Annotated in this window: 20 protein-coding genes; 13 read left to right on the top strand and 7 right to left on the bottom strand. The window is 64.9% G+C overall.

All coding sequences use genetic code 11. The features are described 5' to 3' along the window. Positions 1-27 precede the first annotated feature (27 nt). The 11 genes from IP79_RS06725 to IP79_RS06775 are packed head-to-tail and all read left to right on the top strand — an operon-like array spanning position 28 to position 8541. Positions 28-1455 carry a hypothetical protein gene (locus tag IP79_RS06725; RefSeq protein ID WP_054118504.1) on the top strand — a complete coding sequence of 476 codons (1428 nt, stop codon included), beginning with the start codon at positions 28-30 and terminating at the stop codon, positions 1453-1455. A 47-nt stretch (positions 1456-1502) separates the two neighbouring features. Then, the gene (locus IP79_RS06730) at positions 1503-2105 is read left to right on the top strand and encodes a flagellar basal body-associated FliL family protein (protein WP_054118505.1); all 603 of its coding nucleotides are present in this window, start codon (positions 1503-1505) and stop codon (positions 2103-2105) included. Beyond that, entirely contained in the window at positions 2102-3049 is a 948-nt protein-coding gene (locus IP79_RS06735; RefSeq protein WP_054118506.1) for a flagellar motor switch protein FliM, read from the top strand. The genes IP79_RS06730 and IP79_RS06735 overlap by 4 nt, the downstream gene beginning before the upstream one ends. Continuing rightward, complete coding sequence (locus IP79_RS06740; RefSeq protein WP_054118507.1) at positions 3049-3378, top strand: FliM/FliN family flagellar motor switch protein; 330 nt, start codon at positions 3049-3051, stop codon at positions 3376-3378. Before IP79_RS06735 ends, IP79_RS06740 begins: the two co-directional genes overlap by 1 nt. Positions 3379-3393: 15 nt before the next feature. After that, the gene (locus IP79_RS06745; RefSeq protein ID WP_054118508.1) at positions 3394-3675 is read left to right on the top strand and encodes a flagellar biosynthetic protein FliO; all 282 of its coding nucleotides are present in this window, start codon (positions 3394-3396) and stop codon (positions 3673-3675) included. Then, positions 3675-4478, top strand: coding sequence for a flagellar type III secretion system pore protein FliP (gene fliP / locus IP79_RS06750; RefSeq protein WP_082337065.1), 804 nt, complete (start codon positions 3675-3677; stop codon positions 4476-4478). The genes IP79_RS06745 and fliP overlap by 1 nt, the downstream gene beginning before the upstream one ends. An 18-nt stretch (positions 4479-4496) precedes the next feature. Then, on the top strand, positions 4497-4769 hold the full coding sequence (gene fliQ / locus IP79_RS06755; RefSeq protein ID WP_054118509.1) for a flagellar biosynthesis protein FliQ: 273 nt from the start codon (positions 4497-4499) through the stop codon (positions 4767-4769). A gap of 4 nt (positions 4770-4773) precedes the next feature. Then, entirely contained in the window at positions 4774-5565 is a 792-nt protein-coding gene (locus tag IP79_RS06760) for a flagellar biosynthetic protein FliR (protein ID WP_054118510.1), read from the top strand. Continuing rightward, complete coding sequence (locus IP79_RS06765) at positions 5566-6702, top strand: EscU/YscU/HrcU family type III secretion system export apparatus switch protein (protein ID WP_054118511.1); 1137 nt, start codon at positions 5566-5568, stop codon at positions 6700-6702. A 30-nt stretch (positions 6703-6732) separates the two neighbouring features. After that, the gene (fliD, locus tag IP79_RS06770) at positions 6733-8163 is read left to right on the top strand and encodes a flagellar filament capping protein FliD (RefSeq protein ID WP_054118512.1); all 1431 of its coding nucleotides are present in this window, start codon (positions 6733-6735) and stop codon (positions 8161-8163) included. Positions 8164-8175: 12 nt separating this feature from the next. After that, positions 8176-8541 carry a hypothetical protein gene (locus IP79_RS06775; protein ID WP_054118513.1) on the top strand — a complete coding sequence of 122 codons (366 nt, stop codon included), beginning with the start codon at positions 8176-8178 and terminating at the stop codon, positions 8539-8541. 43 nt (positions 8542-8584) lie between these two features. Here the strand turns inward: IP79_RS06775 and IP79_RS06780 are convergent, their stop codons facing one another. From IP79_RS06780 to IP79_RS06805, 6 genes are all read right to left on the bottom strand, one after another. Beyond that, positions 8585-9463: an alpha/beta fold hydrolase gene (locus IP79_RS06780; RefSeq protein ID WP_054118514.1), complete on the bottom strand. Its 879-nt coding sequence runs from the start codon at positions 9461-9463 to the stop codon at positions 8585-8587. A gap of 55 nt (positions 9464-9518) precedes the next feature. Next, the gene (locus tag IP79_RS06785) at positions 9519-11009 is read right to left on the bottom strand and encodes a lipopolysaccharide biosynthesis protein (RefSeq protein ID WP_054118515.1); all 1491 of its coding nucleotides are present in this window, start codon (positions 11007-11009) and stop codon (positions 9519-9521) included. Next, positions 11002-12117 carry a GNAT family N-acetyltransferase gene (locus IP79_RS06790; protein ID WP_054118516.1) on the bottom strand — a complete coding sequence of 372 codons (1116 nt, stop codon included), beginning with the start codon at positions 12115-12117 and terminating at the stop codon, positions 11002-11004. Before IP79_RS06790 ends, IP79_RS06785 begins: the two co-directional genes overlap by 8 nt. A gap of 93 nt (positions 12118-12210) precedes the next feature. Then, positions 12211-13044 (bottom strand): S-formylglutathione hydrolase, encoded by an 834-nt coding sequence (gene fghA, locus IP79_RS06795; protein WP_082337066.1) that lies wholly within the window; start codon positions 13042-13044, stop codon positions 12211-12213. Next, positions 13044-14156, bottom strand: coding sequence for an S-(hydroxymethyl)glutathione dehydrogenase/class III alcohol dehydrogenase (locus IP79_RS06800; protein WP_054118517.1), 1113 nt, complete (start codon positions 14154-14156; stop codon positions 13044-13046). Before IP79_RS06800 ends, fghA begins: the two co-directional genes overlap by 1 nt. A gap of 54 nt (positions 14157-14210) precedes the next feature. Further along, complete coding sequence (locus IP79_RS06805) at positions 14211-14396, bottom strand: DUF5522 domain-containing protein (RefSeq protein ID WP_054118959.1); 186 nt, start codon at positions 14394-14396, stop codon at positions 14211-14213. A 152-nt stretch (positions 14397-14548) separates the two neighbouring features. Here IP79_RS06805 and IP79_RS06810 point away from each other — a divergent pair, with 152 nt between their 5' ends. Beyond that, positions 14549-16987 (top strand): M1 family metallopeptidase, encoded by a 2439-nt coding sequence (locus IP79_RS06810; protein ID WP_054118960.1) that lies wholly within the window; start codon positions 14549-14551, stop codon positions 16985-16987. After that, positions 16984-17475, top strand: coding sequence for a DUF6702 family protein (locus IP79_RS06815; protein WP_156318166.1), 492 nt, complete (start codon positions 16984-16986; stop codon positions 17473-17475). Before IP79_RS06810 ends, IP79_RS06815 begins: the two co-directional genes overlap by 4 nt. Here the strand turns inward: IP79_RS06815 and IP79_RS06820 are convergent, their stop codons facing one another. Continuing rightward, positions 17476-19656, bottom strand: a complete 2181-nt coding sequence (locus tag IP79_RS06820) for a putative bifunctional diguanylate cyclase/phosphodiesterase (RefSeq protein ID WP_054118519.1) — start codon at positions 19654-19656, stop codon at positions 17476-17478. Positions 19657-19664: the final 8 nt, after the last annotated feature.

Genomic DNA, 19664 nt, shown 5'->3' on the forward strand with positions numbered 1-19664 from the left:
CAGCCCCTTTCTTTCGAGGACTTGCCGATGATCCCGACGCTTCCCGATCTCCCCCCGCCCCCCGGCGCGCCCGCACCCGGTCTGCCTGCACAGCCGGGTGCGGCGTTGCGCGGAGAAGCCGGGCCCGCAGAGGGCGGCGGTGGCCTTGATTTTGCAGGCCTGCTGCACGCCGCCATGCCCGAGACCACGACGCTGGTGCCTGTCACGACGCCTCCCGCCACTGTGGCCCCGCCCCATATCGTGCCCACCGGCAGGATCTTGCCGGATAGCGGCACCAGCTTGCCGCCCAAGGCCGGTTCGGCGGCGGAGGTGAAGCCGCTGCCCTTCGCGGGCCAGTTTGCGCCGGTCGCCGAAGCCCTGCCCGAGACGCTGGCCGAGACTCTGCCTGAGACTTTGCCTGAGACGCTGTCTGAGACTGGGGCCAATCCGCTGCCAGTCCAGACCGCGGCGGTGATCCCCCCTGAAACCGAAGCGCCGGAGGCGGCGAACCCTGTGGCTGCTGCCGAACCTGTCGATCCCCCGCAGGACGAGGCTGGCACGCAGCTGCAAGAACCTGTTGCCGAACCCGCGGCAGAACCGCTTGCCGCCGCGCCGGATACCGGAACGCCCGCCGCCACGGTCATCGCCGCAGTGGCTGCGGCGGTGCAGCCCGCGCCAGCGCCCGCCCCTGCCTCTGCGATTGCGCCCCGCGTCGCTGTGCGGCCCCCCGCCAGCACCCCGGTCAGCGCCGCATTGGCCGCCATGCCCGAAGCAACGGTTTCGCCCGATCTGCCGTTCGATCCGGTTCCGGCCTCTGGCCCCGCTGCCGCATCCGCGGTGCTTGCGGGTGAGGCTGAGGCCGCCCCGGCCCCCGGCCCCGGTTCCGCGTCCGCCGCACCGGCCAGCCAGCCAGCCCCGGCCCCTGCCGCACTCGCCGCCGCACCGGCATCTGCCCCCCTCGCCCCCGCGACCGAGCGGATCGAACCGCGCAGCCCTGGCGTCAATCAGGAAAGCACCATCGCCGCCGTGGGCGAGATCCGTGAAGCCCTGCGCGCCGCGCGCCCCGAAATGACTGTGCGCCACGCCGATTTCGGCTTCGTCTCGCTGCGGCTGGAGACCACCGGCACCGAAGGCTGGCGCGCGGTGCTGGCCAGCCGCGATCCCGGCTTTGTCCCCGCGATCCACGCGGCCTTGGCAGACCGCGCCGTGGCCGCCGCGTCTGACAGCGCCGCAACCAATACGGGCCAGAATGGCACGGCTCAAAATGGGTCAGGGGACGCACGCTACGGGGCTTCCCCTAACGGGGGGCAAGGATCGTCTCAACCATACCTGGGGCAATCACAGGCTCGTGATCAGGGCGGTTCGTCCCACCCGCAAAGCCAGCGTCAGGCCAACACCACCGATACGGTGGCAGGCAGGACCGGCGCGGCGGATGCAGAACGGCCCGATCCGCAGCAGCGCGGCGTTTTCGCCTGAAGCGGCTGCGGCCGGGGGCAAGAAGCGAACAGGGAAGGTGAGTACGCATGTCCAAGACCAAGGACAAAGCTGAAAAGGACGCAGAAGGCGGCGGCAAGTCCGGCAAGGGCGGGATGATCAAGATCGTCCTCGGCGCGGTGCTGCTGCTGGGCCTTGGCGCGGGCGGTGCCTATGGCGCTTTCGCCATGGGCGTTTTCGGCGGCGATCATGCGAAAGCCGAAGTCGACACCCCCAAGCTGGTGATGAAGGGCGATGAAGAAGCCTATCCCCTGCCCGGTGCCGAAAAGAAAAAGGATGCCGCCCCGCCGGTCTATGGCGAAGGTGGCAGCAAGTATCGCACCGCCTATTATTCGTTCGAGGAAAGCTTCACCTCCAACCTCGCGGATTCGCCGGGGCTGGTGCAGATGGAACTGGCCGTTTCCACCCGCCGCGATGGCCGGGTGCTGCAATGGGTGCAGAACCACGAGCTGGCGATCCGTTCGGCCATTCTCACGCAGCTGGCCGCAACCCCCGAAGCCGAGGTCTATGATGTCACGGGCAAGGAACGCCTGGGCAAGCGGCTGACCAAGGCGATCAATGATGTGCTGGAGGAAAACGAAGGCTTCGGCGGCGTTGATGCCGTGCACTTCCGCGGGTTCATCGTTCAATGAGGGTTTCCCACGATTTCGCGCCCGTGCGCGCCGCCGCGCAGCATTGCGCCGAACTGACCGCCCATAGCCTGGCGCGCGGCCCGCGCCCTGAAGAGCGCGCTGAAATGCTGGCCGCATGGCGGCGCGATCTGGCCCGTACGCTGGCCGATGATCTGTCACCATTGCTGGCAGGAGACCGGCTGGAAGTCAGCGTGTCCGAACCCGAAGCGCTGAACGGCGCGGATGCGCTGCGGCGGATCGGGATGGTTGCCGCCAACAGCCTGCTGCGGGTGGGCGCAAGCGGAGAAACCGCGCTGCTCAGCTTCGATTTTGCCACTGCGCTGGCCTTGACCGATCGTTCCTTCGGCGGCGATGGCAAGCCTGCCGGAACCGCGCCCGAACAATTGCCGCGCTCTGCCGCGCTGCTGGTGGATGAAGCGGCGGCGATGATCGCCGGGGCGATTACCACCGTCAGTTATGGCGACACGCCGCCGACTTCCGGCGTCATCGCGGGCGGTGAAGTGATCGTGCGCAGTGAAAGCGCGGCGCGGCTGAAACCTTTCGCACTGGACGCTGCCTGCGTGGTGTTCACATTGTCCATCGCCAACCCCGCTGGCTGCGAATGGCGCGCCAGCCTTGCCGTTGCAGCCGAACGGATGGACCGGCTGTTGCCCGGTTCCGGCAGGCCAGCCCGCCCGCTTTCTGGCCGGGCCGCCGCCAGCCCATTGGCCGCGCCCTTTGCCGCTGTGCCGCTGCCGCTGCATGTGGTGCTGGCCGAATTCGATCTGTCGCTGACCCGGCTGCAAAGCCTGAAAGCGGGCGATACCATCCCGCTCGCCATGGGCCGTCAGGTGCCGCTGATGGCGGGCGAAACGCTGATCGCGCACGGCGCTGTCGGCACCAGTGAAGATCACATGGCGATCCGCCTGACCCGTTTTCCCACCCCTTCAGAAGGTGTCGCGTAATGACTGCTTTCCAACCAGCTGCCTTTCACCGTTTCGGCGATGTTGCCGTGCGCCTTTCGGTTGAACTGGGCCGCACCGAAATGCCGCTGCGCGATGTGCTGATGCTGGGCGAAGGCAGCACGGTCGCGCTGGACCGGCTGACGGACGAACTGCTCGATGTCACCGCCAATGGCCGTGTGATCGCGCGCGGCGAAGTGGTGGCCGAAAAGGGCCGCTTTGCCCTGCGGATCGTCAGCCTGATCGGTGAAGACGGGCAGAATATGCCGCCCGCCGCTGATCTTGCCGCCGCAGTTGCCGAACCGGCCGTCGGCGCTGGCGACGCCGCGTAACCGGGGCGCGGGGCGATGCTTGAATACCTCCTGCGGCTTGCGCTGCTGCTGCCGCTGCTGGGCGGGCTGATCTGGGGGAGCCTGTGGCTGACCCGCTGGCTGCAAACCCGCCTGCACGGCGCACCCGGTGCCGCTGGCGCGCGGCATCTGCATCTGATCGAAACCAGCATGGTCGCCCCCGGCATGAAGCTGGCCGTGGTGCGTTTCCATGACCGCGAAATCCTGCTGGGCTGCACCCGCCACGGACTTGTCCGTCTGGGTGAAGCCCCCGCGACCGGCCTGACGGAGAGCGAATGATGCGAAGCGTCTTTACGCTGCGAACGGCACTGGTGTGCCTGATCGCGTTAACCATGTTTTGCGCCCCGCAGATAGCTTCTGCCGCCGCGCCCATCACCGCGCCCGATCCGGTCGCGGCCGGGGTCGGCTCTGCGATCGAGCGCGCATTGGGCGATCAGGGGGCCGGCGAGGACACGCCGCTGAGCATGTCGTTGCAGCTGCTGGTGGTGATGGGCCTGCTCACCATCCTGCCATCGCTGGTGCTGATGATGACCAGCTTCCTGCGCATTCTGGTGGTGCTGGCGATCCTGCGGCAGGCGCTCGGTCTGCAAGGCTCCCCGCCGGGGCAGGTGCTGGCGGGCCTTGCGCTGTTCCTCAGCCTGTTTGTGATGGCGCCGACGCTGGATCTGGTGAACGCGAACGCGATTGCCCCCTATGCCGCCGGAACCATCGGCGCCGATGCCGCGATCATACAGGCGGGAGAGGCGTTCCACAGCTTCATGCTGCGCCAGACGCGCGAGAGCAACCTGATGATGTTCACCGATATTGCAGGCGGCGGCACATTCGCCAGTGGCAAGGACGTGCCCTTTTCGATCCTGTTGCCCGCCTTTGTCACCAGCGAATTGGAAACCGCATTCCAGATCGGTTTCATGATCTTTCTGCCCTTCCTCGTCATCGATCTGGTGGTCGCCAGTGTGCTGATGAGCCTTGGCATGATGATGCTCAGCCCCACCATCATCTCGCTGCCGTTCAAGCTGTTGCTGTTCGTGCTGGTCGATGGCTGGGCGCTGCTGATGGGCAGCTTGGCCCTTAGCTTTTCCTAGTGGGGAGCTTCGCCTGACATGCAGGAAGATGCTGCCCTTCTCGCGCTGGCCGACCAGACGCTGTGGGTGACCGCGCTGATCGCCGGGCCGGTGCTGATTGCAGCATTGGTGGTGGGTCTTGTTGTCGGCATCATCCAGGCCGCCACATCGGTCAACGAACAGACGCTGTCCTTCATCCCCAAACTTGCCATCACCGCGCTGGTGTTCGTGGTGCTGGGCGCTGCGATGATGGGCCTGCTCGCCGATTTCACCCGCGAGATCATGGCGCAGGTCGCGGATATGGCGGCGTGACGCCGTGAACGCCCTCGATCCCGGCCTCGGCTCTATCGAGGCGCAGCTGTGGCAGATATTCTTCCTGTCGATCCGCTGCGGAGCCGCCTTCATGGCTGCACCGATGGTGGGAGGCATGGCCGTGCCCGCGCCGGTGCGCATCCTGCTGAGCATCACCTTCGGCTATTTCATCGCTGTCTGGGTGCCGGTTGCAGCCTTGCCCGAAATGCTGAGTTTTGCCGCGGTGCTCGCCGTGCTGCACGAAGTGCTGGTGGGCACGGCGCTGGGCTTTGTCCTGCAACTCGCCTTTGCGATCCCCCTGATCGCGGCCGAGCAGATTTCGGGCACGATGGGCCTTGCCATTGCCACCTCGATCGATCCCAGCAGCGGCGCGCAATCGGGCGCGCTGGGCACGTTTTTCGGCATTGTCCTCAGCCTGCTGTTCTACGCCATCGGCGCGCATCTGCTGTGGTATGAATTGCTGGTCGAATCCTATCGCCTGCTGCCTGCGGGCAGCGGCGGGTTTGGCGCGTGGCAGGCGCAAAGTGTCGTGATGTTCATGGGGTATGGCCTTGCCACAGCCGCAGCGATTGCGCTGCCGGTGGTGCTGGTGCTGCTGCTGGTGCAGGTGGTGACGGGCCTGATCGCGCGTTCTGCCCCCGCGCTCAACCTGTTCGCGCTCGGCCTGCCCGCAGGCGTGCTGGCCGGGATTGCCGCGCTGATCATCGCCATGCCGGTGATGACCGGGCAGCTGCGCGGCGTGCTCGAAACCGCGCTCGATCATTCCGCCGGCCTGATCGCACCGGAGACGCCGTAAATGGCTGAAGAAACTCCGGGCGAAAAGACCTTCGACCCCACCGAAAAGCGCAAATCCGATGCCGCCAAAAACGGCGATGTGTTGCGCTCCAAGGAAGTCGCCACGCTGGTCGGTACCGGCACCGGCGCGCTGGCGCTGATGGCGCTCGGCGGCTGGCTGAACGACGGGTTGGCGCAGGTCGCCCGTGCGGGCTTCAGCTTTGATCGTGCTGCGCTGGATGGCTTTGCCCCCGGCGCGGTGATCGGCAATGCTGCGCTGGCTGCCCTTCCGCCGATCATGGCGCTGGGACTGATCGTCGCCACATTCACCATCGCTTCGCAATTGCTGCTGGGCGAGGGGCGCTTCAACCCCGGCAACATGGCCTTCAAGGGATCGCGCATCAATCCGCTGTCCGGGCTGAAGCGCATCCTTGGCTGGCAAGGTTTGATCGAACTGGGCAAGGGGCTGCTGAAACTGGCGCTGCTGGGCGGCATCGCGTGGTGGTGGGCCACTGGCCGCCTGCCCGCCTTGCTGGTGCTGGGGGCCAGCCCGCTGGAGGCGCAGCTGGGCTTTGCCGTGGACGCCTTCACCTCGCTGGTCGGCGCGCTGCTGCTGGGCCTGCTGGTGATCGCGGGGATCGATTACCCGCTGCAACGTTTCCAGCGCGGCAAGCGGCTGAAGATGAGCCTGCAAGACCTGCGTGATGAACACAAGCAGTCAGAAGGCTCGCCCGAAATGAAATCCGCCCGCCGCCAGCGCCAGCGCGATCTGGCGCGCGGCGGTGTGGCCAAGGCGATGCAGGAAGCGCAGTTCGTGATCGTGAACCCGCTGCATTTCGCGGTCGCGCTGACATATGATCCCGCGCTGGCGCCTGCGCCTGTGGTGCTGGCACGCGGGCGCGGCGACGTTGCGCTCGCCATGCGCGAAATCGCGGGCGAAACCGGTCTTCCCTTGTTGGAATATCCGCAGCTTGCCCGCGCGGTCTATTTCACCACCAAACCCAACCAGATGGTGCGCGAGGAATTATATGTCGCCATCGCCGCGCTGGTGGCTTTCGTGCTGGCGCTGAAACGCGGGGCAAACCCCCGCCGCCCGGTGATCGAAGTGCCCTCCGAACTGCGGTTCGATGGTGACGGCAGGCCGGAAAACCGCGCTTAAACTCCGCCGCCAGCGCCCGTTCTGACAGGCATGGAAACCAGCGGTTCATCAATCATTTCGGCCCTTGGCGCAGGCAGCGGCGTGGATTTCATCAAGCTGGCGGGCGACATTTCGGACGCCAGCTTTGCCGCGCAGCGCCAATCGGTCACTTCCCGGCGCGAACGGCTGGAAGCGCAGATTTCCGCCGCTGCCCAGCTGCGCGGATCGATCACAAGTCTTGCCAGCGCGCTGGGCGACCGGATTCGCAACGGCGATCTGGCGCCGCGTGCGGAGATCGGCAATCCTGCCGTGGCGCGGGTGAATGTGCCCGCCGGCCTTACGCCGCGCGGCAATTTCAATCTGGAAGTGCGACAGTTGGCCGAAGGGCAGACGCTGGTTTCCAGAAACTATGCCAGCCGTGATGCGCTGGCAGGCGCAGGCACGTTGACCGTGCGGTTCGGCACGGTTGACGGTGCCAGCTTCAACGGCGATGCAGCGCGCGCGCCGCTGAATATCGAAGTGACCGCCGAAGACACGCTGGCGAGCGTCGCGGGCAAGATCACGCAGGCCGGCGGCGGGACGATCAGCGCCTATGTCGCCGAAGGGCCGAATGGTGCGCAACTGGTGCTGAAAGGCGCCGAAGGCGCGGCCAGCGGTTTCGTGCTCGAAGCGGCAGGTGCAGGCGGCGGCACGGTGGCGGGCGATCTGGCCTATCTCGGCTGGGAACCGGCAAGCGATGCGGGCGAGTTGCGCAACACCGCGAAGGATGCGGTCTATCTGCTCGATACGGTGGAACGCACCAGCCCCACCAACCGCGTGACCGGCCTGCCAGGCGGTTTCGGTCTGACGCTGACAGGCACGAACACCGGCGCAGCCACCAGCCTTGCCTTTACCAGCAACACCGAAGCGGTGTCGGGCCTGATGAATGATTTCGTCGCCGCGATGAATGATATCGTCGGCCAGCTTGCCACGCTCGCCGCGCCAGTGGGCGGGGAACTGGGCAATGATCCGGGGGCGCGCGAATTGCGCCGCGATCTGGCCGGATTGGCCGGGCAGATCGTGATGCCCAATGCCGCCGGCGGCGCGCCGCGCACGCTGGGCGATCTGGGCCTTGCCATCACCCGCGAAGGCACCTTCCGGCTGGATACGGCGCGGCTCAACCAGGCGCTTGATAACAATGCCGATGCGGTGGCGGCGATGTTCACCATCGGCCCCTCGGGCGTGTTCGCCACGGTCGATCGCTTCGCCCGTGAAAACAGCCTGATCTCCGATCCCGGATCGCTGGGCGGATCGCTGCGGCGGTTCGAAACCCAGCTTGCCAGCGCGGACGAACGCCTGAGCGCGATTGCCGAGCAGCAGGAGGGGTTACGCGAAAGGTTGACCAGACAGTTTGCCGCCAGCGAACGGCGCGTGGCCGCTTCGCAATCGACGCTCAACTTCCTGCGTGCGCAGGTCGCCGCATGGTCTTCCGATGATCGTTAAAAGACAGACGCCATGCTGATGCTCGCCCGCAATCCTGCCGCCGCCTATCGCCGGGTCGAACTCGATGCGCGGATCGAGGCATCGGGCAGCGGCGATCTCACCCGCATCTGTCTGGAAGAAGCGGCAGGCGCGCTAGGCACCGCCTTGGCCGCGCTAGACCGGGGCTTGCCTGTGCCCAGCCATCCGCTTGCCCGTGCGCAAAGCATCCTGTTGTGGCTGGCCCAATCGGTCGCCCCGGCCCACCCGCTCAGCGCCAGTCTCAAGGCGTTCTATGGCGGGCTGGCAGGGCGGGCGGGGGCCAGTATCCTACAACCCGATGCTCAGGCACTTTCCGAAATACAAAGCGATATCAGGGATCTATTGGCCGCCGCCGGTTAGCTTTCGGCCAATGTTTCACGTGAAACATTGATCGCAGGGGGTTTCAGCCCAGCCATTCGCCAATGATCCGGGCGGCATCGGCCGGATCTTCCAGCGGGTGGAAATGGGTGCGATCGGGCCGGTGCAAGTCCGTGCCCTGCGGCAGGATCGAAGCCAGCTCGGGCCAGGTCGGCGAGCTTTTGAAATCCTGAAGATCGGTTTGCTTGGCGCGCACCACCAGCACGGGCATTTCGACGCGGCGGGCCGCATCCAGCAGCGCGCCATTGCTGCGGCTTGAGGCATAGACGCTCGCCTCAACCTCGGGCGAACAGGCCAGTTCCATGCCCTCACCCGATGCGGCGGGGACAAGGCCGAAACGGCAGTAATCGGCAAAAACGCGGGCGTCGAACAGGTTGTAGGGATCGCGGCTGGCGAACCGTTCCATCATCGCTTCAGGAGATGCAAAATCGCGTTTGCGGCGGATTGCGGGGTGCGGATTGTCGGCGGTGAAGATCGTTTCCGGCGCGGTGTAATATTCCGGCGCAAGGATCACGGGATCGAACAAGACCAGCCGGGCAAAGGCCTGTGGGTGATCGGCGGCCACCTGCAACAGCGTGTGCGCCCCCATCGAATGGCCGATGCCGACCGCGCCGGTAATCCCGGTTTGCGCAAGGAAGTCAGCGACATCGCTGGAAACCAGCCGCCAATCGTCGATCGGCCCTCCGCCCGATTGCCCATGCCCGCGCAGGTCGATGGCGAAGGCGTGGTGACTGGGGAAGCTTTCGATGATGGCATCGAACACCCGTCCGTGAAACCCGGTGGCATGGGCGAACACCAGCGGCGCAGCAGTGCTGCCCTCGGGTGCGGCCCAGTGGTGCACGGCAAGGTCTATACCATTGATGTGGTGTGTGCGGGTGACGGGGGCAGGACGGGTCGCAATCATCCCGCTGCCCAACCGGATCGGGCCGCAGGTGTCAATCGCACGGTTTTGACAGGGCCTATTCCGCCGGAGCGGCAACGGGATCGGCCTCGGCGCGGTAGCGGATGAAATGCAGCGCTTCGGCAATCCGCGAAGGGGCGATCAAGTGCAACAGCCCGCCATACAGTGCCACGCCCAGCACAACGGCGCTCACCAGCCCCAGCAGTGGTGACAGGCCAGCAGGCATAAGCGAAAGCACCCCCGCGACCCCCGCCGCCATCACCAAGGCAGCGGCCAGCGGCGGCGTTACCGCGCTCGCCAATCCGGCAAGGCGCAGCCCTACGATCCGGCCCGACAAGGTAACGGTGGCCATGGTCAACATTGCCATTCCGCCAACCCAACCCCACGCAAATCCGTTCACGCCGAATTGCGATCCGATCAGAAAGGCTGTGGGCATGATCACGCTGCCGATCATCGCAATCCGCAAGGCCGCCCAAGGCACCCCGCGCGCGTTGGTGGCGGGGGCAAACAGGATCTGCAATGTCATCATCGCCATCGCGCCCGCCAGGATCGGCAGCAGCGGGACGATCTCAAGCCACTTGTCACCCAGCAGCACGGGCACCAGCACCGGCGCGACCACGGCGATCCCGGCATAGGCGGGCATCGCTATCAGCATCACCAGCCGGATCGTGGCCAGCAACGGTTCGGGCCCGGTTCCCTGCTGGCGCGAATAGGCGGCATAGGCGACTTCGTTGATCGGCGGCACAAACTTGGCAGCGAGCAATTGCGCAAGGAACAGCCCGGTGGTGTAAACCCCCAGCGTATGCGGATCGAGCACGCGGCCCGCGATCACCACATCGGCCTGGCTCTGCACGAACCAGAACAGCTGGGTCATCGTCATCACCCCTCCGAAACCGGCGATATGGCCTGCGCCTGCAAAACGGAAGATCGGGCGGATCGGTGCACGCGCGGCGCGGGTCATGCCGATCGCTTCGGTCAGCAGCATCACCATCGGCGCGGCGACCAGCGTCCACACGCCCCAGCCCGAAAGCGCCCCTGTCAGCGCGGTGACAGCGCCCGCCACCGCCGCCACCAGCCGCACCTGTGCCGGGCGGCGGAAATCCATGCTGCGGCTCAGCATGGCATGCGGCAGCGCGCAGAACGGCACGGCGAGATAAAGCAGCGATTGCACCCGCAGCAGGTCTGCCACCAGCGGCTGATCGAACCACAACGCCACCAGCGGCGCGGCAAGGAACTGCGCCAGCGCCAGCCCCGCGTTGAGCAGGATCAGCATCCCCAAAGTCTGCCGCAGGCGTTCCTCGCTGACATGCTCCTCGCGGATCAGCGCGCTCGCCAATCCCCAGCCGTTCATGGTGCTGAGCAGCATCAGCATGACCTGCGCCATCGCAAACAGGCCGTAATCCTGCGGGGCCAGCAGGCGGATGACGATCAGGGTGGAAGCCCAGGATACAATCTGGGTCAGAACCTGGCTGCCCGAACGCCAGATCACTGCCGTGCGCACCTGCGCGGCGAGCGACGGGCCGGTGGCGGCAGGATCGGCCTCAGCCACGGGCGGGCTTCGATGAAGGCATGGAAAAGAGCCGGGCCGGGGTCAGTTCGGCGCCCCATACCGGGGCCAGCAGGCGCGCCGCAGTGCGGCTGCGCACGAACAGCAGATCGGCCATGTCATAGCCTGCCGCCGCGCCCATTTCGCGTTTGTAGCCGCTGTCACCCAGCCCCATGTCCAGCACGCGCTGGCCATCGGCAATGGCATCGTCCATTGCCCGGAAATTCACGATTTTGCCGATGTTGAGCCGCGCCAGATCCTCGGCATAGCTGCCTGCAATGCTGTATTGCACCGGCCCGTCATCGAGATCGAAGCTGAAGGCAATCGGGCGGTCATCCAGCATCAGAATGGTCGCGGAAAGCCGTTCGGCAAGTTCCGGATCGGCAAGCACGCCTTGCCAGAAAGCGCGCGTTTCGCGGTTGATGAACTTCGCGCCGCTGCCATCGGTCGAGCGGGCGATCCAGCTTTCACCTTCGATCCGGGCAAGATCATCCAGCACGCTTTCGCTCCACTGGTTGCCGCGCACATGGCGCCAGTGCGGCGTGCCGAGCGCTTCCAGCTTGCGCCATCCAGCCCGCAATTTCTTGGCGACCGAAGTGCGCGGGTATCCCGCAGCGCGGGCGGCATCCAGATCGATCACCCAGCTTGTGCCCACGGCACGCGCCAGCACGGCCCATCCCGCCATCTGCGCCGCGTCGATCAACACCTGCACACCCGGATCACGGGTCCGCGCCGGGCCAACCCGCAACACCGGGCCAAGCGTGCGGGCCGCCGGATGCTCCAGCGCATGGGCCAGGTCGAAGGCGTTGCAAGCAGGCGCGATCAGGGGCGAACGGAACGGCCAATAGGCACCCGGCACCTTGCGCGCACGGGCCAAGGCGGGGCCGAAGGGCACAGTCGGAATGGCGGCGATTACAGTGCTGTCCGCCTCCGCATCTCCGCGCCGAAGCAGCAGCGTGCGCCCGCCCGTGGCAGCGCCCGCGCGATACCACGCGGCGCGCAAAAACCCGTGCCCCGACAGGTTGCAATCCGCCAGTGCGTCAATCGCGGGCGGGAAGCCCGCAGTCGCCGCGACTGTCAGATGATCGGCTGCAATCCTGCTTTCGTACATTACTCACCCTGGGCGCCGGAGGCCGCTATGGTTTCAGGCCATAACGTTACGGTGTAACCACACGGTTAACCACAGGCCCCGCCACATCAGCGCCTAGGCCAGACGCGCCGCGTGCCATGCGATGTGATCGGCCATAAAGGTGGAGATGAAATAATAGGAGTGATCGTAACCCTCCTGCATCCGGATATCCGCCGGAATGCCCGCAGCCTGACACGCGGCGGCAAGCAGCGGGGTGCCCAGCTGTTCGTCCAGAAAATTGTCGGCGCTGCCCTGATCTACGAGCAGGCCGGTCAAGCGGGCGCCGCCTTCGATCAGTGCGACCGCATCGTGCTGCGCCCACACGGCGCGATCATCGCCGAGGTAGCGACCAAACGCCTTTTCGCCCCATGGCACCTGCGAAGGCGCGCAGATCGGTGCAAAGGCGCTGACCGAGCGGAACCGGGCCGGGTTGCGCAAGGCGATGGTAAGCGCGCCGTGGCCGCCCATCGAGTGGCCGGTGATGCCCTGCCGCGCCATGTCGGCAGGGAAGCTTCCGGCGATCAGCGCGGGAAGTTCATCTTCGATATAGCTGCGCATCCGGTAATGCCGCGCCCATGGTTCCTGCGTGGCATCGAGGTAGAAGCCGGCCCCCTTGCCGAAGTCATATTCGTCCGCCGCATCGGGCACATCATCGCCGCGCGGTGAAGTATCGGGGGCGACGAAGATCACACCATGCTGCGCGCAGGCGGCACGGTATTCGCCTTTTTCCATGACGTTGGCATGGGTGCAGGTGAGGCCTGAGAGATACCACAGCACCGGCAGCCTGGCCCCCGGCGCATGGTCGGGAACGAACACCGCAAAGGTCATGTCGGTGCCGGTCGCGGCGGACACATGGCGATAAACGCCCTGCGTGCCGCCGTGGCTGCGATTTTCCGAGACGGTCTCCATCAGAATACCACGACAGAACGGATCGACTTGCCTTCGTGCATCAGATCGAAAGCGGTGTTGATTTCCTCGAGGCCCATGACGTGGGTGATCATCGGGTCGATCTCGATCTTGCCGGTCATGTACATGTCGACGATCTTGGGCACATCGGTGCGGCCCTTGGCCCCGCCGAATGCGGTGCCGCGCCAGTTGCGCCCGGTGACGAGCTGGAACGGGCGGGTGGCGATTTCCTTGCCCGCTTCGGCCACGCCGATGATGATGCTGGTGCCCCAGCCGCGATGGCAGGCCTCCAGCGCGGTGCGCATGACTTCGGTGTTGCCGGTGGCATCGAAGGTGTAATCCGCCCCGCCATCGGTCATTTCGACCACCTTGGCGACGGTTTCCTCGCGGCTCATGCCCTTGGTGTTGAGGAAATGGGTCATACCGAAGCGCTTGCCCCATTCCTCGCGGTCGGGGTTGATATCGACGCCGATGATCAGGTTCGCCCCCGCCAGCCTTGCACCCTGAATCACGTTGAGGCCGATCCCGCCAAGGCCGAACACCACGACATTATCGCCCACCTGCACCTTGGCCGTGTTGGTCACCGCGCCAACCCCGGTCGTCACCCCGCAGCCGATGTAGCAGGCGCTCTGGAACGGCGCGTCCTCGCGGATTTTGGCGACTGCGATTTCGGGCAGGACGGTGAAATTGCTGAAGGTCGAACAGCCCATGTAATGATAGATCGGCTGGCCTTTGTAGCTGAAGCGCGTCGTGCCATCGGGCATCAACCCCTTGCCCTGGGTGGCGCGGATCGCGGTGCACAGGTTGGTCTTGCCGCTGAGGCACGACTTACACTGGCGGCATTCCGGCGTGTAGAGCGGGATCACGTGATCGCCGGGCTTCACACTGGTCACGCCTGCGCCAACCTCGCGCACGATGCCCGCGCCTTCATGGCCCAGCACGCTGGGGAAGATGCCCTCGCTGTCCAGCCCGTCCAGCGTATAGGCATCGGTGTGGCAAATGCCGGTCGCCATGATTTCGACCAGCACTTCGCCAGCCTTGGGACCTTCGAGATCAAGCTCGACGATTTCAAGCGGTTGTTTGGCGGCGAAAGCGACGGCGGCGCGGGTCTTCATGGGTCTGTCTCCTTGGCCCCCGCCTATCCCCGCAGCGTGGACGCTTTGCAAGTGTCAGCGTGGCGCAGGCACGGCTTCGTGGCCGAAAGGACAATGGCGGCAGGCCGATCCGCAGCACTTGCCGCGTTTGAGATGGGTGAACCGCGTGAACACGGTGTAGCCGGTTTCGGGATCGCGATAGGTGCTCTCCCCGCGCGCGCAGGCGGCTTCGTGCAGGGCGTGCCAGGGCGGTTGGGTCATCGGCGCCAAGGATAGGGCAAACGTGCTTGCGATGCCATCCACGAAACAAAATTGCGCCTTCAGGCAGGATACCCGCTTGCGCGCCCCGCGCTTTTGCGCTCTCACCTGCCACCGATCACACATCGCAATTCCGGAGAACGCCCTTGCGTTTCGTGCTGCTTGTCGCCGCTTTGCTGTTCGCCGTCCCTGCCGCCGCGCCCCTTTCGGCTCAGGGTGTGCAGCAGACCAAGGGTTCGTTCGAAGACAAGTTCCGCCAGCTCGATGAAGTGCTGCCCACGCCCAACACCTACCGCAACGCCAGCGGTGCGCCGGGGCATGAATACTGGCAGCAAAAAGTCGATTACACGATCCAGGCCGAACTCGACGAAGCCAAGCGCCGCCTGACTGCGCGGGCCACGATCCGTTACACCAACAATTCACCCGATAGCCTGCCGTGGCTGTGGATGCAGCTGGATCAGAACATCTTCCGCAACGATTCGATGGCAGAACTGACCGATGCGTTCGGCGGCCCCGGCCGGCGCGGGCCGAAGGTGACGCTGGGTTCGGGCAGCGAGCCGACCAGGCTGTCGATGGAAGAACTGCGCCGCCAGCAGGCGATGGCCGACAACCAGTATGGCTATGACATCAACGCCGTCCGCACGCTGGCGGGCGCCGATCTGCCGCACACCATCGTCGGCACGCTGATGCGGATCGATCTGCCCGCGCCGCTGGCATCGGGCGAGACGACAGAGTTCACCATCGAATGGGCGTTCAACATCGTGGAGGAAGACGCGGTCAGCGCGCGTTCGGGTTACGAACATTTCCCCGATGATCCGCGCAAGGGCGGGAACGACATCTACCTGATGGCGCAGTGGTTCCCGCGCATGGTGGCCTATTCGGACTACGAAGGCTGGCACAACAAGGAGTTTCTGGGCCGGGGCGAATTCACGCTCGAATTCGGCGATTACCAGGTCGAAATGACGGTGCCCGACGATCACATCGTCGCCTCCACCGGCGTGCTCCAGAACGCCGAAACGGTGCTGACTGCCGCCCAGCGCCAGCGGCTGGAAGCGGCGAAGAACGCCGATGCACCGATGTTCATCGTCACCCCGCAGGAAGCCGCCGCTGCCGAAGCCGGCAATCCGCGTGGGAAAAAGACGTGGCAGTTCAACGCCGCCAACGTGCGCGATTTCGCCTGGGCTTCCAGCCGCAAGTTCATGTGGGATGCGCAAGGGCACAAGCAGCCCGGCGCGGAGCATGAAACCGTGCTCGCCATGAGCTTCTGGCCCAAGGAAGGCGGCGATCTGTGGCGCAAATATTCAACCGCCGCGGTGGTTCACACCATGAAGGTCTATTCACGCTTCAGCTTCGATTATCCCTACCCCACCGCCCAATCGGTCAACGGGCCGGTTGGCGGGATGGAATATCCGATGATCACCTTCAACGGCCCGCGTACCAACCTCAACAAGGATGGCAGCCGCACCTATTCCGAAGCGGAAAAGGTGTTTCTGGTGGGCGTGGTGATCCACGAGATCGGCCACATCTACTTCCCGATGACGGTCAATTCGGATGAGCGCCAGTGGACGTGGATGGATGAAGGGATCAATTCCTTCCTCGATTCGGTTGCTGGCTACGAATGGGATCCGGACATGCCGTGGACCCGCAGCCTGCCGCGCGACATGATCAGCTACATGGTGTCGAACGACCAGCAGCCGATCATGACGCATTCGGACTCGGTGACCAATCTGGGCGCGAACGCTTATGGCAAGCCATCTGCCGCCTATCATCTGCTGCGCGATACCATCATCGGGCGCGAGCGGTTCGATTTCGCGCTGAAGGAATATGCGCGGCGCTGGAAGTTCAAACGGCCCACCCCGTCCGATTTCTTCCGCACCATCGAGGAAGCATCGGGCACCGATCTCGACTGGTTCTGGCGCGGCTGGTTCTACACCACCGATCACGTCGATATCAGCCTTGATTCGATCTACCGGCTGAAGATGGACACCAAGGATCCGGACATCGACCTGCCCCGCCGCCGCGCCGAGCGCGCTGCCGAGCCCGAGGTTATCGGCAACCGGCTCAACCGTGAACAGCGCCTGCCGATCTGGGTGCTGGAAAACCCCGGCGTCACGGATTTCTACGATGACAACGACCAGTTCACCGTCGTCCCCAAGGATCGCAAGAGCTACACCGATTTCCTCGACGGGCTGACCCGCTGGGAACGCGCCGCGTTTGATCGCGCGGTCAAGGAAGACGCGAATTACTACGTCCTCAATTTCAGTAACAAGGGCGGGCTGGTGATGCCGATCATCCTTGGCCTGACCTTTGCCGACGGCAAGACCGAAAAGATGATGATCCCGGCCGAAATCTGGCGCCGCAACGCAAAGGAAGTCGCCAAGCTGCTGGTTTTCCCGAAGGGCAAGGAACTGGTGCAAGTGGTGGTCGATCCCGATTGGGAAACCGCCGATGCCGATATCGAGAACAACCACTACCCGCGCCGGATCATCCCCAGCCGGGTCGAAGCCTTCAAGGACGAAGCCAGCAAATCGCGCGTCAGCCGCGATCTGATGGGCGAGGCCGCAGGGGCTGAAAAGCAGAAAGACCGCAAGTGATCCGCCGTCTTCTTGTTGTTGTGGCAATGCTGCTGGCCGCGCCGCTCATGGCGCACCAGCAGAAGATCGCGATCAGCACGGTGTCGCTCAACCCGCGCACCGACCGGATCGAGATCACCCATCAGGTGCCAGTGCACGATGCAGAACACGCGCTGCGGATGCAGGGCGCAAGGGTGCCGGATATCGTCGGCAGCGCCAAGAGCCGCGAGGAATTCGCCGCCTATGTCACGCGGCGTTTCCTGCTGACGGTCAATGGCGAAACCGTCACCCCCGGCTATGTCGGCAGCGAGATCAGTGGCGGCAGCCTGATGGTCTATCAGGAAACCCCCGCCCCGGCAGGCGAGGCACGACTGACAGTCAATTCGCAGATTCTCACAGATGTCTGGGCGCGGCAGGAAAACCGGGTGAACATCGGCGCAGGCACGCAGGTAGAGACTTTCATCTTCGGCGCCGGTGATACGCCGCGCGACGCGATGCTGGGCGGGTAATCAGGCGCTTTTGCGCGCTTCGGCCCCGGCTGCGAAACGGCTCTGCATATCCGGCAGCAAGGCCGGTCTGCCAAAGCGGTAGCCCTGCACATGGCGGCATCCGATCGCGCGCAGGAAAATCTCCTGTTCCTCGGTCTCGACCCCTTCGGCCACCACCCGCAGCCCAAGGCTGTGCGCCATCTGCACGATCGCCTGAATGATCAGCCGTGACTGGTGGTCATCCGCGATCCCGGCAATGAAATCGCGGTCGATCTTGACCTTCCTGATCGGGAAGGCGCGCAGATGCGTGAGCGAGGAAAAGCCGGTGCCGAAATCATCGAGACAGATGGTGAAACCGCATTCGTCCAGCATCGCCAGCGACGCCCGCAAATTGCCGCGCGCATCGATCAGCATCGTCTCGGTCACTTCGATGGTGATGTTTGCCGGGCTGAGCGGGCTGTTGTCGATCACTTCGATCAAGTGGCGCACGAAATCGCCCTGCCGCAAATCCGCTTCGGACATGTTCAATCCGATCCGGCAATCGGGGCCGAACAGAGCCAGAATTGCAGGGCCATCTGCGATGACGCAATCGAGCATCACGCGCGACACCTGCCGTGACAATTCGGGATCGAGCAGTGCGGCAAACACATCGCCTGCGGCAAGCAGGTTGCCGCATTCGTCGCGAAGCCGCAGCAGCGCTTCGACCGATACGATCTGTCCGCTCTCCAACTCTACGATCGGCTGATAGGCGGCCATCGCTCTCCCGGCCTTGAGCGCGCCGCGCAGCCGCCCGATGGCCTGCTGGCGTTCGGACTGGCGCGCCTCGATCTGCGGATCCCAACACACCACCTGGCCGCCGCCGTCTTCCTTGCCGCGATACAGCGCCAGATCGGCGCGGCGCATGATTTCCTCGCTGCTCGCAGAGCTGTGCATCCGCGCCACCCCGCAGGTCGCCCCGATCTTGAGCATGGTGCTGCCAAGCGGCGCAATCTCGGTAAATTCGCCGAGCAGATCACCGAGGAAGCGGGTCACATCGTCCAGCGTCATCGATGCGGGAAACAGTATTGCGAATTCATCGCCGCCCCAGCGGGCCAGGAAAACCCCGGAGGTGGTCCTGATCTGGAGCTGTCCGGCGATCGCTTCCAGCACCCGGTCACCCACCAGATGGCCAAGCGTGTCATTGACATCCTTGAACCCGTCGAGATCGAGCAACGCCACCGTGACCGGTTCCAGATCGGCCCGTTCCATCGCCGCGGCAAGCCGCCGGTCAAAGCTGGCGCGGTTGAAAAGCCCCGTCAGCCGGTCGCGTTCGGCGGCGCGTTTCAGCGCGACATTGCGCAGGTGTTCCTCGGTGCAATCGAGGATGATTCCGGCCACGCTATCGGGCCGGCCATCAATGTCGATCCGTTCCCCCACCATGCGGATGCGGCGCTGTTCGCCATTTTCGCGGGTGATGCTGGTTTCGACCACAAAGGGTTTGCCTTCTTCGATCGTGGCGCGCAGCGCCGCGCTGACCATTGCCCGGTCATGGGGCTGGTAGAGCTTCACCGCATCGTCAATGCTGACCGAATCGCACGGCTCCAGTCCGGCGATCAGGTAGACCTGATCCGACCATTGCAGCCTTCTGCGGGCAATATCGACGCGCCAGCTGCCGACATTGACGGCGCGTTCGGCTTGCCGGAAGATTCGGGCCGATTGGCCCAGCGCCGTATTGGACGCCGCCAGTTCACGCGTGCGTATGTGCAGCGAAATGCTTTGTTCGGCCAGTTCGGCCAGCATCGACAAGGTAGCGGTCTGATTGGCGGTAAAGGCGCCGGTTTCAGGTGAAATCGCGCAAAGCGCACCAATCAGAACCCCGCCGTCAGCCCGAATCGGGACACCCAGATATGACCGGATATATGGCTGCCCGGTGACAAGATTGCTGTTGCTCAGGCGGGGATGGGTGCGCGCATCGTCAATTAACAGCGGCACGCCTTCCTCCACGCACAAAGCGCAGAACGAATCTTCGATCGCAGTCTCGCGCAGCTCTGTTCCTGTCTGCCCGAGAAACCACTGGCGATCCTGCTCGATTACCGAAAGCAACGCGATCGGGCATTTCAGCATGGTGCTGGCCAGCACGGTGATCCGTGAAAACAGGTCCCGGTCAGGCAAATCCTCCAGCCCGAGGCTCTGGATCGAATCAAGGCGGGAGAGATCAGTCACACGGTGCC

Origin of the sequence: Porphyrobacter sp. AAP60 (genome assembly GCF_001296025.1) — a bacterium.
Taxonomy (GTDB): Bacteria; Pseudomonadota; Alphaproteobacteria; order Sphingomonadales; family Sphingomonadaceae; genus Erythrobacter.